The 14,002-nt window shown below is 61.6% G+C and carries 14 protein-coding genes and 1 riboswitch; of the genes, 9 read left to right on the forward strand and 5 right to left on the reverse strand.

Annotation, left to right across the window (positions count from 1 at the left end; genetic code table 11):
• The first annotated feature begins 17 nt into the window (after positions 1–17).
• The 4 genes from Q0Z69_RS07170 to Q0Z69_RS07185 all read left to right on the forward strand — a co-directional run bounded on the left by Q0Z69_RS07170 (position 18) and on the right by Q0Z69_RS07185 (position 3,397).
• Positions 18–398 (forward strand): helix-hairpin-helix domain-containing protein, encoded by a 381-nt coding sequence (locus tag Q0Z69_RS07170; RefSeq protein WP_298031396.1) that lies wholly within the window; start codon positions 18–20, stop codon positions 396–398.
• Complete coding sequence (locus Q0Z69_RS07175) at positions 395–1,072, forward strand: response regulator transcription factor (RefSeq protein ID WP_298031398.1); 678 nt, start codon at positions 395–397, stop codon at positions 1,070–1,072. Before Q0Z69_RS07170 ends, Q0Z69_RS07175 begins: the two co-directional genes overlap by 4 nt.
• Before the next feature lie 64 nt (positions 1,073–1,136).
• Positions 1,137–2,483 (forward strand): cell wall metabolism sensor histidine kinase WalK, encoded by a 1,347-nt coding sequence (locus Q0Z69_RS07180; protein WP_298031401.1) that lies wholly within the window; start codon positions 1,137–1,139, stop codon positions 2,481–2,483.
• The gene (locus Q0Z69_RS07185; protein ID WP_298031404.1) at positions 2,480–3,397 is read left to right on the forward strand and encodes a GerMN domain-containing protein; all 918 of its coding nucleotides are present in this window, start codon (positions 2,480–2,482) and stop codon (positions 3,395–3,397) included. The genes Q0Z69_RS07180 and Q0Z69_RS07185 overlap by 4 nt, the downstream gene beginning before the upstream one ends.
• A 36-nt stretch (positions 3,398–3,433) precedes the next feature.
• Here Q0Z69_RS07185 and Q0Z69_RS07190 read toward each other — a convergent pair whose 3' ends face one another.
• Positions 3,434–3,952, reverse strand: a complete 519-nt coding sequence (locus Q0Z69_RS07190; protein WP_298031407.1) for a spore maturation protein — start codon at positions 3,950–3,952, stop codon at positions 3,434–3,436.
• Positions 3,949–4,533: a spore maturation protein A gene (locus Q0Z69_RS07195; RefSeq protein WP_298031410.1), complete on the reverse strand. Its 585-nt coding sequence runs from the start codon at positions 4,531–4,533 to the stop codon at positions 3,949–3,951. The genes Q0Z69_RS07190 and Q0Z69_RS07195 overlap by 4 nt, the downstream gene beginning before the upstream one ends.
• A 133-nt stretch (positions 4,534–4,666) precedes the next feature.
• On the opposite strand from Q0Z69_RS07195, the gene Q0Z69_RS07200 reads away from it, so the two are divergent.
• On the forward strand, positions 4,667–4,909 hold the full coding sequence (locus Q0Z69_RS07200; protein WP_298031414.1) for an AbrB/MazE/SpoVT family DNA-binding domain-containing protein: 243 nt from the start codon (positions 4,667–4,669) through the stop codon (positions 4,907–4,909).
• A 246-nt stretch (positions 4,910–5,155) separates the two neighbouring features.
• On the opposite strand, the gene rsmI is transcribed toward Q0Z69_RS07200, so the two are convergent.
• A complete protein-coding gene (rsmI, locus tag Q0Z69_RS07205; RefSeq protein WP_298031416.1) occupies positions 5,156–5,986 on the reverse strand; it encodes a 16S rRNA (cytidine(1402)-2'-O)-methyltransferase in 831 nt (276 codons plus the stop codon).
• Entirely contained in the window at positions 5,983–6,717 is a 735-nt protein-coding gene (locus Q0Z69_RS07210; protein WP_298031419.1) for a tRNA1(Val) (adenine(37)-N6)-methyltransferase, read from the reverse strand. Before Q0Z69_RS07210 ends, rsmI begins: the two co-directional genes overlap by 4 nt.
• A 207-nt stretch (positions 6,718–6,924) precedes the next feature.
• Here Q0Z69_RS07210 and Q0Z69_RS07215 point away from each other — a divergent pair, with 207 nt between their 5' ends.
• Positions 6,925–7,671 (forward strand): acyl-[acyl-carrier-protein] thioesterase, encoded by a 747-nt coding sequence (locus tag Q0Z69_RS07215; RefSeq protein WP_298031421.1) that lies wholly within the window; start codon positions 6,925–6,927, stop codon positions 7,669–7,671.
• A gap of 338 nt (positions 7,672–8,009) precedes the next feature.
• Positions 8,010–8,107: riboswitch (cyclic di-GMP riboswitch) on the forward strand.
• A 32-nt stretch (positions 8,108–8,139) separates the two neighbouring features.
• Positions 8,140–10,887: a Cna B-type domain-containing protein gene (locus Q0Z69_RS07220; RefSeq protein ID WP_298031422.1), complete on the forward strand. Its 2,748-nt coding sequence runs from the start codon at positions 8,140–8,142 to the stop codon at positions 10,885–10,887.
• A gap of 60 nt (positions 10,888–10,947) precedes the next feature.
• On the opposite strand, the gene Q0Z69_RS07225 is transcribed toward Q0Z69_RS07220, so the two are convergent.
• Positions 10,948–11,967 (reverse strand): alpha-hydroxy-acid oxidizing protein, encoded by a 1,020-nt coding sequence (locus Q0Z69_RS07225; protein ID WP_298031425.1) that lies wholly within the window; start codon positions 11,965–11,967, stop codon positions 10,948–10,950.
• 212 nt (positions 11,968–12,179) lie between these two features.
• Between Q0Z69_RS07225 and Q0Z69_RS07230 the strand changes: the two genes are divergently transcribed.
• Positions 12,180–13,133 carry a DUF4349 domain-containing protein gene (locus tag Q0Z69_RS07230; RefSeq protein WP_298031427.1) on the forward strand — a complete coding sequence of 318 codons (954 nt, stop codon included), beginning with the start codon at positions 12,180–12,182 and terminating at the stop codon, positions 13,131–13,133.
• 112 nt (positions 13,134–13,245) lie between these two features.
• Positions 13,246–13,863, forward strand: a complete 618-nt coding sequence (locus Q0Z69_RS07235; protein ID WP_298031431.1) for an MBL fold metallo-hydrolase — start codon at positions 13,246–13,248, stop codon at positions 13,861–13,863.
• Positions 13,864–14,002 lie beyond the last annotated feature (139 nt).

The following is a 14,002-nucleotide window of genomic DNA, read 5'->3' on the forward strand; positions in this document are numbered from 1 at the left end:
ACCATGGGAGTTCAACCATGAACGAGAAGGGAAAAATCGCTAAAATCGAATGGCTTCTTTTGGCGTCGACGGCGCTGTTTTTGTGTATTCTGATGGCGCTGTATTTCCGCGACCGGGCGGCCATGGAGCGCGGGGCGGTGGAGACCGACGTTCAGGTGCCCCAGGAGGAGCTGGTGCCGAAGCCGCTGCCGCCGGTGGACCTGAACACCGCCACAGCAGAGGAGCTGACAGCTCTGCCGGGCATCGGTGAGGAGCTGGCCGGGCGCATCGTGGCATATCGGGAGGAGCACGGACCCTTTGAAACGCCGGAGGAGATCATGAACGTCTCCGGCATCGGCGAGAGCAAATTCGCCGACTTGAAAGAGCATATCACAGTGAATGGAGAAGAGACGTCATGAAGATCCTGGTGGTGGACGATGAGCGGACCCTGGTGAAGGGGATGAAATTCAACCTGGAAAACGAAGGCTACCAGGTGGAATGCGCCTATGACGGCGCGGCGGCGGTGGAGCTGGCCCGGAACGAGAAATTCGACCTGCTGATTTTGGATGTGATGATGCCGGAGCTGGATGGACTGGAGGCGTGCATGCGCATTCGGGAGTTTTCCAACGTCCCCATCATCATGCTGACCGCCAAAAGCGAGGACGCGGACAAGCTGATGGGCTTTGAGTGCGGCGCCGACGACTATCTGACCAAGCCCTTCAACATCCTGGAGCTGAAGGCCCGGGTCCGGGCGCTGCTGCGGCGGGCCGCGGGGGTCCAGCGGAGCCAGGGCAGTCTGCTGACGGTGGGGGACCTGACCCTGAACACCGAGGAGCGGGTCGCCGTCCGGGATGGGAAAACGGTGGACCTGACCGCCAAGGAATACGACCTGATCGAGCTGCTGATGCGGAATCCCCGGCGGGTGTACAGCCGGGAAAATCTGATGAACGTGGTGTGGGGCTATTCCTACGGCGGGGATTACCGCACGGTGGACGTCCATATCCGCCGCCTGCGGGAGAAGCTGGAAAAAAATCCGGCGGAGCCGGACCACATCATGACCAAGTGGGGAGTGGGGTACTATTTTAAAGGATAGGCAGAGGATCTGGAGCAGTCTCCGCGTCAAGTTCGGCCTGAGCTACATCAGCATCATCGCGGCGGTGCTGGTTCTGCTGAACACCTATCCGCTGCTGGTGTCGGAGGACATGGTGTTCCACTCCAAGGTGACGACGATGCAGAGCAACGTCTCCGTGATGGTGTATTCCCTGTCAGGATTGGACAGGCTGAATGAGGAGAACGTGGCGGCGGCCATGGCGGTGGTGGAGGAGACCGGCCTGTCCCGCATCCTGGTGACGGACGCAGAGGGAAAGGTCTTGTACGACACCCGGGAGACCGGCAGCACCGTGGGCAAATATGTGTTTTTTTCCGAGATCGTGTCGGCCCTGATGGGCAACGATGCCTCCTCCTGCGTCTATCGGAGCGGGGCCTTCCGCAGCCGCGCGTCCTCGCCGGTGCTGTATCAGAACCGGATCATCGGGGCGGTATACGCCTATGAATACGACACGGCCCAGGCGGCCCTTCTGGAGGGCCTGCAGGTCAATCTGCTGAAGCTGTCCGCCGTCATCGGGGCGGTGGTGCTGGGATTGAGCCTGCTGCTGTCCATGGCCTTGACCCGGAAGATCAGCCGCCTTCTGACGGCCATCCGCCGGGTGCGGGAGGGCGCATACAGCCACCGGGCGCGGATCGGAGGACACGACGAGATCGCCCAGATCGGCCAGGAGTTCAACAGCCTGACGGACCGGCTCCAGACCACGGAGGATCTCCGCCGCCGCTTCGTGTCTGACGCCTCCCACGAGCTGAAAACGCCGCTGGCGGCCATCCGGCTGCTGACGGACTCCATTTTGCAGACCGACAACATCGACCCCGCTACGACCCGGGAGTTCGTGGCGGACATCGGACGGGAGGCCGAGCGGCTGACCCGCATCTCCGAGGACCTGCTGCGGCTGACCCGGCTGGACAGCGGTGTGCTGGACCCGGCCACGGCGGTGGAGGTGCTTCCGGTGCTGGAGCAGGTGATGCGGATGATGAGCCTGGTGGCGCAGGAGAAGAACGTGGATCTGACCTATGACGCGGCGGAGGGCTGCGTGGTCCAGGCGACCCGGGACGAGATCCACCAGGTCATCTACAATCTGGTGGACAATGCGGTGAAATACTCCGCCGGCGGTGCGGTGCAGGTCTCCCTTGGAACAGAGGGGGCGTGGGTGGCCCTGTCTGTGGCGGATAACGGTCCCGGCATCCCGGAGGAGGATCTGAGCCGTATTTTCGAGCGGTTCTACCGAGTCGACAAGGCCCGCTCCCGGGCCGCCGGAGGAACGGGCCTGGGATTGTCCATCGTCAGCGACACGGTGCGCCGCCGGGGCGGCACGGTGGAGGCGGTCAACCGGCCCCAGGGGGGCGCGGTGTTCACCGCCCGCTGGCCCCGGATGGAGGGAGGGGCGGCCCTATGAGACGATGTGCGGCGCTCCTTCTGTTCCTCCTGCTGCTGGCGGGATGTGCCGCCGCTGAAGCGGAGCGGGAGCAGGGAACTGCCTATAAGCTGTATTTTCTGGAGACCGACCTGCGGCAGGCCGCCGGAGGCGGCGCACTGCGGGAGGAGACCGTTTACCTGCAGAATATGGAGGAGGCGGGAACGGTCCAGGTCGCGGAGGCACTGTTGGAGGCGCTGCTGGAGGGACCGGGGAGCGAGGACCTGGAGAGTGCCATCCCGGCGGGGACCAGCCTGCTGTCTTTGAAGATGGAGGGCAGCCAGGCGCTGGTGGACTTCTCGGCATCGTACAGCGCCCTGTCCGGCGTGTCGCTGACTCTGGCGGATTACGCCGTGACCCTGACGCTGACCCAGCTGCCGGAGATCGCCCGGGTCGGGATCACCGTCCGGGGACAGGAGCTGGCCTATCGGGACAAGCAGATCTTTTCCGCCCGGGATGTGCTGCTGGCGCCGCAGGGCGACGTGGTCAGTACTGTGCCAGTTACGCTGTATTTCCTGGACGAGGACGGATATTTGATAGGCGAGGAACGGATGCTGTCCCTGTACGAGGGCGACACCCAGGTCAGCGCCGTGGCCCAGGCTTTGGAGAACGGGCCGGAGAGCAAGAACCTGATCCCGGCGCAGCCGGAGGGCTTCCGGGTGAAGTCCGTGTGGCTGGAGGAGGATGTGTGCTATGTCAACCTGTCCTCCGCCCTGTGTGAGGAGCTGCCGCCGGAGGAGGCGGATCTGGCCACGGCGCTGGAGGCCCTGGCGCGGTCCCTGTGCTCTCTGGAGAGCGTCAGCGAGACCCAGTTCCTGGTGGACGGCGTGTTTGCCAGCCATTATGGCGGTATCGACGTGGCGGAGCCGTATCAATACGGCGAATACAGTGCATGATAACGGCGCGGGGCATCTGCCCCGCGCTGCTGCCGTCTATCCGAAGAACAGCCGCACCGCCAGGGCAGAGGCCAAAAAACCCGTCAGGTCTGCTGCCAGGGCGGCGGGAATGGTGTGGCGGGTCCGGTGGATGCCCGCCGAGCCGAAGTAGACGGCGATGGTATAGAAGGTGGTCTCAGTGCTGCCCAGCATCACGGCAGCCACCCGGCCCACGTAGCTGTCAGGTCCGTGGGTCATCATCAGGTCGCTGGCCACCGCCAGCGCGCCGCTGCCGGACACAGGCCGGATCAGCATCAGCGGCGTGGTCTCCGGCGGCACACCCAGGGCTTCCAGCACCGGCGCGCACAGGCCGGACAGCCACTCCATGGCCCCAGAGGCCCGGAACATGCTCACCGCGGTCAGCAGCCCCACCAGGGCGGGAATGATCCGCAGAAGGACTGTCAGTCCCTCCTCCGCGCCGTGAGTCAGGGCGCTGTATACGTCCACACGGCGGCCCATGCCGTACACAGCCACGGCGGAGAGCAGCAGGGGAATCACTAGAGAGCTGAGATTCACCGCCGCCTCCTTCCCACCCGGGCCAGGAGTTGGGCCGTCATCAGTCCGGCCGCCACCGACAGCACCGAGGACAGCCACACCGCCGGGAGGATATCGAAGGGGGTCTTGCATCCGGCGGCGGCCCGGACTGAGGCGATGGTGGCGGGCAGCAATTGGATGGAGGCGGTGTTCAGCACCACCAGCAGGCACAGCTCATCGCTGGCTGTACCGCCGCAGCCCCTGGCCATCCGACGAGCGGCCTGGATGCCCAGGGGGGTGGCGGCATTGCCCAGCCCCAGCAGGTTGGCGGAGACGTTGGCGGAGACGGCGGCCAGCGTCTCCGGGTCCCGGCAGGCGTTGGGCAGCAGCCGCCGCAGGATCGGGCGGAAGGCCCTGGCCAGTCCGCCGGACAGGCCGCAGACCCGCATGATCTCCATCACACCGCTCCAAAGACACAGGATCCCCGCCATGGAAACGCTCAAGTCAATGGCGGAGCGTGCGCCGTCCAGGGCGGCATTCGCCACCGCGTCCAGATTTCCGGTAAGGAGGCCAAACACCAAAGAGAGCACCACCATCCCGGTCCAGACCCATGCCATCGCCATATCTGCCGCCTCCTTTTGAACGAATTGTAAACTATGCTAAAAAATTTGCAGATTTTGATTGACAAATTATGACATAATGTGATATTGTCAGTTTCACTGAAAAGTGGGAATTTAGCGGAAAAGGAGAAATCGTATGAAATCGACGGGTATTGTGAGAAAGGTGGATGAACTGGGCCGGATTGTGCTTCCTATCGAGATGCGCCGCACCCTGGACATCGCGGAGAAGGACGCACTGGAAATCTATGTGGAAGGCTCGTCTGTCATTCTGAAAAAATACAAGCCCAGCTGTATTTTCTGTGACAGCAGCAAAGACATCACGGTTTTCAAAGGCAAGAACGTCTGCCCCAAGTGCTTGAAGGAACTGAAGAGCCTGTGAGCGCTGCCACGCTCGCAACAAAGCGGAACGCCCCCGCGGTCTGGTGGACCACGGAGGCGTTTTTCGTATGCCTGTCATACTGTTTCCTGATAAAAAACTTTAAAAAAGTTTTTTGCGGCGCATCGCGCCGCCGCGCCTACGTCGCGCGGGAAAAGTATGGACTTTCATCACAGGCGGTTTCGCCGCCGGGGCCGCATAAGCGGCCCCAATAAAACAATTTCATTGTTTTATGAGTGATTATTAGTATCACCGCTCCAGTGCGGCGGCGTACAGCTCGTTTTTGGAAAGGCCGGTGTGCTGGGCCACCTCCTTGGCGGCGTCCTTCAGGCGGAGGCCCTGTTCCTTCAGCGCCAGCACCTGGGCCACGCCGTCCTCCAGTGTGACGGCGGCTTCCGTGCTGGGGGCGGCGCCGGCCACCACCAGCACATACTCGCCCTTGGGAGCGTTTTCGGCATAATAGGCCGCGGCCTCTCCCAGCGTGCAGCGGCGGGTCTCCTCGTGGAGCTTGGTCAGCTCCCGGCACAGGGCAACCCGCCGGTCCGGCCCGAAGGCGGCGGAGAGGTCCTCCAGCGTGGTCCGCAGCTTGTGAGGGGCCTCGTGGAAGATCATGGTCCGCTGTTCGTTTTTCAGGCTGTCCAGATGCTCCCGGCGGCTCTTTTTGTTGACGGTCAGAAAGCCCTCGAAGGTGAACCGCCCGGTGGGCAGTCCGCTGACGGCCAGGGCGTTCACCGCGGCACAGCAGCCGGGGATGGACAGCACCTCCACACCGTTTTCGGCGCACAGCCGCACCAGGTCCTCGCCGGGGTCGGAGATGGCGGGCGTCCCGGCGTCGGTCACCAGGGCGCAGGACTCCCCCGCCAGCAGCCGGGCCAGGATGGCCTGCCCTGCGGTGATGTGGTTGTGCTCGTGATAGCTGACCAGGGGCCTTTTGATGGCGAAGTGATTCAGCAGCTTTACGGATACCCGGGTGTCCTCCGCCGCGATGAAATCCACGGTCTCCAGCGTCTCCACCGCCCGGGGAGAGAAGTCCCCCAGGTTACCGATGGGAGTGGCGACCAGATACAGCGTGCCGCTCATGGCGTGTCCTCCTGTTGCCTGAAATAGATGGCGTCCAGCTCCGCCGTGGGGGAGCCGCCGCTGTTTTGCAGAAGCAGAGGGGCCTCGATGACCAGTCCCGGCTTCCCGCCCCGGCGGGCCTCCAGCAGAAGCAGGGAGGGGGCCGCCCCAGCGGTCTTGCAGACGAAGCGCAGCCGTTTCGGCTCCATGGCCGCCGCCCGCAGGGCGCAGAGCAGATCGGTCAGCCGCTCCGGCTTGTGGACCAGGCAGAAGCTGCCGCCCCAGCGGAGCAGGTAGGCCGCCGCGGCACAGACATCCTCCAGGGTGCAGGCCACCTCCGCACGGGCCGTTCGCAGGGCGGCGTCCGCCGCCCCACGGCCGTTGGCCGTTGGATAATAAGGGGGATTGCATACCACCAGGTCGGAGCTGCCGGTGGGGAAGCGCTCCCTGATCGTACGCAGGTCCAGCGCCCAAAAGGCCAAGCGGTCCGTCAGGCGGTTTTCCGCGGCGGCTTTTTCTGCCAGCCGCACCGCTTTTTCCTGGATCTCCACACCGGTGACATACAGATCCGGCTGCCGCTGGAGCAGCAGAAGGCCCAGCAGCCCGGTGCCGCATCCGAGATCGCACACCCGCAGTCCCGGCTTCAGCCGGGGCAGGGAGGAGAGGAGAAAGGTATCCGTTCCGGGGCGGAACAGGCCGTCGTCATAGACAAAGCGAAAGCCGCCGGGACAAAGGGTCTCCCAGTGTTCCATGCAGGCGCCTCCCCTCTTGTTTATGATTTTCTCTATTATAAAGGAAAAACCGCCGTCTTGCAACGGCAGAAATAGACCCAAGCGGGGAGCCTGAGGCCCGTCTCTTGTAAAAATTGCTAAAATGTGGTATCTTATGCATGACCTGGGACGGACATGTTCCGGTGGAGCCGCCGTCCCGGACATAAACGAAAAAAGGAGCAGATCAGCGTGGAATCCTTCAAGCAAAATTTGACAGAAAACAGCTACTCCCGCCAGGAGGAGCTGACGTTTTGGGACTGCGACCGGGACCAGAAGGCCCGGGTCGCGGCGCTTTTGAGCAAGATGGCGGTGTTTGCCGGCTACGACTACGATGCCCGGGGCCTGACCCATCAGGTCCTGTATGACCGGCGGGAGGTCTTCCTGCTGTCCCGGGCGGCGCTGCGCATCCATGTCTGTCCCCAGGCCGGGGACGTGCTGGACATCACCACCTGGGAAAACGGCGCCCGGGGCGCCCACATGCAGCGAGTGTTCGAGATGCGGGACCAGACGGGCCGCCTGTGCGTCAGCGCCAAGAGCGACTGGATCCTGGTGGACCCCTTGACCCGGAAGATCCTGCGTCCCAACTCCTTCACGGCCAAGGCCCTGACGGTCTGTCCCAAGGAGATCGACTGCCCCGCCCCCCGGAAGGTGGTCCTGCCCAAAACGGGATTGGAGGAGCTGGGGACCCGGATCGTCCGCTGGTCAGACCTGGACGGCAACGGCCACCTGTTCAGCGGCAACTACGGCGACATCATCTGGGACGCCCTGCCCGCCGGCCTTCAGGAGCGGACGCCTCAGGAATTTTATATCAACTACTGCAAGGAAGCGACCCTGGGAGAGGAGCTGCGGCTGGTGGGCGTCCGGGAGGGAGAGACCTTCCGCATGGAGGGGTTTGGCTCGGACGGCGCATGTTTTTCCAGTCTGTGCGTGTTTTAAAAAAGCACGGAAATTTATGCAAAAAAACAAACACCAGGAAAGAGTGACAAAAGTAAACTTCTGGTGCCAAATTATCCATAAATGTAAAATAAGAGGGCAAATAGACCGCAAAATGCACAAAAAACATGCGGAAAATACACCTGTTTTTTTTGCGCGTTTTTTGGAAAAAGAAGTGTGGTTTGTAACCGGTTTTGTAACCGGCGTATGGTAATATGATATCAAAGGGGAGCGGAGAAGAAAGATTTGGACGCCCAACAGGGGATATCCCCTGTTCTGCTTTGCTTCACAAAGCAGAATGTGCATTGCATATCCAACGCGGGGAGCCGCGCCGATGATAATGCTGCAAAGAGCAAACCGTCTGAAAGGGCGGGACGCAAAGCCTGGGGGCTAAAACGGAGAGCGCCAAAGATCCTGTCACACCGGCTCGGCCAGCAGGCTTTCCATCAAAAAGAAAAGGAGGTTGAAAAAATGGCAAAGAAGAAGCTGCAAAAACTGTTTGCCGTACTGTTGACGGTCAGTATGGCCATGAGCCTGCTGAACCTCTCGGCAGCGGCCGCCGGAGGTACTGCTTCACTGCTTTCCGTAGAGCTTCCGGAGGGAACGAGCACGACTCTGGAGGTTCCTGTGGGGACGACGCTTGAGGATGTCATCGCACAGCTCCCGGAGGAACTGAACGCGACCATCCTGATCGTGCCGGTGGCACCGATGAGTTCAGTGGTTCCTGAGATCCCGGCCGCGCCTGTGGATCCCGCCGATCCCACGGACCCTGTCGATCCCACGGACCCTGTCGATCCTGTGGATCCCGCCGATCCTGTGGACCCTGTCGATCCTGTAGACCCCACTGATCCTGAGACTCCTGAGAACAATGAATCCACTGAGTCTGAAGGCTCTGGCGCAGATCCTGAGGCTTCCGATGAAAGCGGTGAAATGTCGGCGGAGCTGATCCATGAAGATCCTCTGCCTGAGAACAACAATAGCAACGGCACTGATGTAAGAACCCCCGACGTGCCCGATCCCGACGTGCCCGATCCTGACGTGCCCGATCCCGACGTGCCCGGTTCCGACGTGACTGATCCCGACGTGCCCGATCCCGATGTGCCCGATCCTGACGTGCCCGATCCCGACGTGACTGATCCCGACGTGCCCGGCCTTGATGCGACACTCCCCGAGGGGATCATTCCTGATGTGCCCACCATCCTGAGTACGGAACCCGTCCCTGCCGATACGACTGTGCCCGTCACTTGGGAATGCCAGACGGAATATGATCCTGAACAGTTAGGCACTTATACGTTTATTCCCAAACTGATGAAGGACATTTATGACAACGCGTCCGAAGTGGAATTCCCCACGATCAACGTCATTGTGCGGAATATCGTAAAGGTAGAGACTGAGGAAGCACTGAATGCGGCTATTGGAAACGCTCAGCAAACGCAGCAGCCGACTGTGATTGATATAACCGCCAATATCGCTTTAGCTGAGACAGTCGTCATCCCAGAGGGATTTGACATTACATTTACTTCAAAAAGCAGTGCTCCGCTTTGCCGGACAAAAAATGCTGTGATGATCCAGATCGAGAAAGGCGGATGCCTGACGCTGGAAAAGATCAATCTGAATGGTTCCAGTAAGGAATCAAAATATAGCGTCTCTCCCATTGCCTGTGCGGGCAACATGACCTTGAAAGACGGCGCTGTGATTTCCGGCTTCCATGCCTATCAGGGCGGCGGCTTGACCGTGGAAAATGGCGGCAGAGTCATCATGGAAGGCGGCAGGATCACAGGCAATACGGCCAGCAGAGTTACTGAAACAGACGAGGGAACCTATGGCGGCGGCGTTTTCATCGAGGACGGCGGCACCTTCATCCTGGAGGGCGGCCTCATCAGCCGCAATACGTGTACGATTGGTATAAGCTCAACGGCTTCCTATGTTTCCGGCGGCGGTGTGGCTGTCGGTAACGGCGGACGATTCATCATGGTTGGCGGCTCGATTGAAAACAATGAGGCAGATGGCGCTTTTGGCGGCGGCCTCTCCATTGGCAATCTTACGACTTCGGGCTGTGTTGCCGCGGGAGATGTTCAACTGTGGGGCGGTACGATCCGGAACAATTCCGCGAGGACAGGCGGCGGTATTTATGTTGAACGATTCAGCACACTGGTGCTGGAACGGACTGCCGTGACGAACAATGAGGCAAAAAACGCAATGCCAGAAGGTCTCCCTCCATGGATGGAAGCATTTTTTGATGGAGGATATGGCGGAGGCGTCTGGTATTGCAGTTATGGGGGCGGTCATTTTTACGCGACCTCCGGCGGCCTGATCACAAACAATACTGCGAAAAAATCCGGAAAGGACTTTGTTGCACAGGCGAGCTTTGAGGCAGATATCCACCTGGCTTCCCGGCTCCACGATGGAACGCCTGTGGAATGGTATCAGGATCCCGGAGCTTCCGGGTGGACCGACGAGACCATCGGCGACTCTCCGATCCCGGACCTGGACAAATATGTGGCTGACTGGTACGCAGAAGAGAGTGCTCCTGTGGGCCAAAGCCTCGCGCTGCGCAGCGAGACCACCGGAAGCGCGAGCGACAGCTACTATGACTTTTTCGTCGTGAACAATAAGGCGACTATGGAGGGCGGCGGCATCGCCTGCAACGGAACACTGACCATGGGCGAAGATCGGGATATGACCCTGACGGTGAAAAAAGTGTGGAAGGGCAAGCCCGAAACTGGCCACCCCACCTCTGTTCAGGTGGATGTACACCGTGACGGCCGTTATCTGGAAACGGTGACGCTGAGCGAGGAGAACAACTGGACTGTGACGCTGAAGGATCTGCCCGCGGCTGACTACACGGTGAAAGAGCGGGCGGTGACGGGTTATGCTGCCGCATATGCCCCTGATACGGCGGATAGCGGCGCACCGGTCATTACGATCACAAATACCTACAACTCCGGCGGTGGCGGCAGCCACGAGGACCCTGATGACGACCCGCGCGATGATCCTGACCCTGAGGATATCCCCGATGAACCCACGCCTCTGACGCCCGGCCCCGAGGAGCCTCCCGTGACGCCGGAGGAGCCGGTGGCGGAGCTTCCCGAGGAGGAGATCCCCCTGGTCGAGATTCCCAAGACTGGCGACATCTCCGCGGCGTGGCTGGCCCTTACGGCCCTGTCGGCGTTGGGCCTGGCTATGGTGAGCCTGCGCAAAAAGCGGGAAGAGGCCTAAGCCCCTGCCTGTGAAGCAGTAAAAAAACCGCTCCCGATGGGGAGCGGTTTTTTCAGCGTCTTAATATCCGTAGAGCATGGAGCGGTCAATGTCCGCCAGGCAGTGGGCACCGCACATGGCCATGGTGTCGGCCAGCTCGGCCTTCAGCTTGTCCACATATACCTGCACGCCCTCGGCTCCACCGCCATAGACCATGTTCACGAAGGGGCGGCCGATCAGCACCGCGTCGGCGCCCAGGGCCAGTGCCTTGAACACGTCCATGCCGGTGCGGATGCCGCCGTCCACCAGAATGGTCATCTGGCCGCCCACGGCGTCAACGATGGCGGGCAGCACCTCGGCGGTGGAGGGGCACTGGTCCAGCACACGGCCGCCGTGGTTGCTGACCACGATGCCGCTGGCCCCGGCCTCCAGGGCCTTCCGCGCGCCCCGCACCGTCATGATGCCCTTGAGGATGAAGGGCTTGCCCGCCATGGCGGCGATCTCCTTCAGCTCCTCCACGGTCTTGCTGCCGGCGGGGGGCTGCAGGTTCTTCAGGAAGGGCAGACCGGCGGCGTCGATGTCCATGGCGATGGCAAAGGGATCGGCAGCCTTCACCAGGTCCATTTTTTCCCGGATGGTGTCCATGTTCCAGGGCTTGACGGTGGGGATGCCGCAGCCGCCGTTTTTCTTCAGCGCCTCGGCGGCGGCTTTCATCACGGCGGGATTGGTGCCGTCGCCGGTGAAGGCGGCGATGCCCGCCGCCGCGCAGGCAGGCACCAGGATATCGTTGTATTGCAGGTCGTCGTATTTATCGCCGTAGTGCAGCGTCATGGCCCCCACGGGAGCGGCAAAGACCGGCAGGTCCACCTTGTGGCCGAACAGCTCGAAGGTGGTGTCCACCGGCTTGTTCTCACAGATGGTATCCATATTGACGCACAGCTCCTGCCACTTCTGATAGTTGCGGATGAAGCCGGTGCCGATGCCCTTGGCGCCGGGGCCGGGGACGGTGTTTTTGCAGGCCAGGCCGTTGCAGGTGGGGCAGCCCTTGCAGTAGGGACCCATGCAGGTCCGGGCGTTGGCCAAAACTTCCTGATATGTCATGTTGATTCCCTCCGAAACGATGTAAAGTTTTCTTATTCTCTTAGCGGAAAGCTGGAATAGCAGGAACATTGTACCGCGCAACGGGAAAAAAGGCAAGGCGTGAGAAAAATTTTGCGGAAATGCGCCGTGGACGGGAACTTTTTCCGGGTTTTCCCGTCTATACAGGCAAACGGCTCCGTGGAAGAAGGGCTGTAAAAGAGGAGGACGATACGATGAAGAGAAAAGCGCTTGCGGGCCTGCTGGCCCTGATGCTCCTGCTGACTCTGACCGCCTGCGGCGGCAGCGCCAAGGGGGAGTCCAATTCCGCGGCTATGGACGCGGCGGTCCCATCGAATACTACGACCGCAGAAGCGGACTACGGCTACTACCCGGCGGACACTGAAGAGATGGTGGAGGCGCCTGCGGCGGAGCCCCAGGAGAGCGCGTCCAAGGCGGAGGCGCTCCAGGGCCGGAAGCTGATCTGCACCGCCCAGCTGGAGCTGGAGACCACGGAATTTGACCAGGCGTCCGTCCGCCTGGCGGAGCTGACGGAGGAGTACGGCGGCTGGTTCGAGTCCAGCAGCGTCGGCGGACGGGGCAGCGGGCACTGCTGGGCCAACTACACCGTGCGGGTCCCCGTGGCCCGGTACCAGGCGTTTCTGAACCAGATCGGAGAGCTGTGCCATGAGACCTGGCGCTCCACCGAGCAGCAGGACATCACTGAATCCTACTATGATACCCAGGGCCGCCTGGAGACCCAGAAAATCAAGCTGGAGCGCCTTCAGGAGCTGCTGCGGAAGGCGGAGGCCATGGAGGACATCATCACCATCGAGTCGGCCATTTCTGAAACGGAATGGATGATCGACGACCTCTCCGGCACCATGCGGCACTACGATTCCCTGGTGGACTACGCCACCATCACCGTCTCCCTCCAGGAGGTCTATAAGCTCTCCAATGTGGAGGAGGTGCCGGACAGCTTCGGCAGCCGGATCGGCGCGGCCTTCCGCAACGGCTGCAGCGCCTTTGCCGACGGAATGGAAAATCTGGCCGTGGCCCTGGCCTACGGCTGGATGTGGGTGCTCCTGGCGGCAGCGGCCGTCGTGCTCGTGGTCCGCATCCTGCGGAAGCGGCGGAAGAAGGCGGGCAAGCCCTCCGCAGAGAAACGGGACGAACAGGAGAAGCAGTGACGGCGCCGCACGAAAAAGGCCGTGACAAAAGAGGCGAAAGCTGGTAAGATGAAAGAGACGGGAGACCGTCTCTTTCATCTTGTATCAATGACTATATAAGGAGGGACCCGCTATGAAGCTGACCTGGCTGGGACATGCCTGTTTTCTGCTGGAACAGGACGGATACCGGATCGTGACAGATCCCTACACGGGGGTCGAGGGCTATCCGCCTCTGGACGTCTTCGCCCACGAGGCGGTTTGCAGCCACCATCACTTTGACCATGACGCAGTGGACTGTGTGAAACCGCTGCCTCGGGCCAAAAGCCCCTTTGCCGTCCGGGAGGTGGAGACCTGCCACGACGAACAGGGCGGCGCGCTGCGGGGGCCTAACATTGTCCGGATTTTCACCGCCGGCGGCGTGTCGGTGGCCCATCTGGGGGACCTGGGCCATCAGCTGACGGCGGGCCAGCTGGCGGCCATTGGTCCGGTGGACGCGGTGCTGGTGCCGGTGGGCGGCGTCTATACCGTGGATGCGGCGGGGGCCAAGGCGGTCTGCGACGCCCTGGGCGCACGGTGCGTGATACCCATGCATTACCGCCACGCCCCCTATGGACTGCCCAATGTGGCGGGAGTGGAGGGCTTTCTGGCCCTTTGGCCCGCAGAGCAGGTCCGACGCCTGGACGGGCCGTCCTTCGATGTGACGAAGGAGACCGGCGGCGTGCTGGTACCGCGCTTTTTGAATGAGGAATGAGCAGCTGGGAATTTTAGAACCTGTACCAATAGGTGCAGCACACCGTCTGAGCGGTCCTTTTCCCGCCGCTCTGCGTTGTTTCTCCTTGGAATACTTCAAGTATTCCTGCGTCAAAACGCCTTGATCGGCAGAGAAATTC

The organism is uncultured Dysosmobacter sp., from assembly GCF_947631165.1.
Classification (GTDB): domain Bacteria; phylum Bacillota; class Clostridia; order Oscillospirales; family Oscillospiraceae; genus Oscillibacter.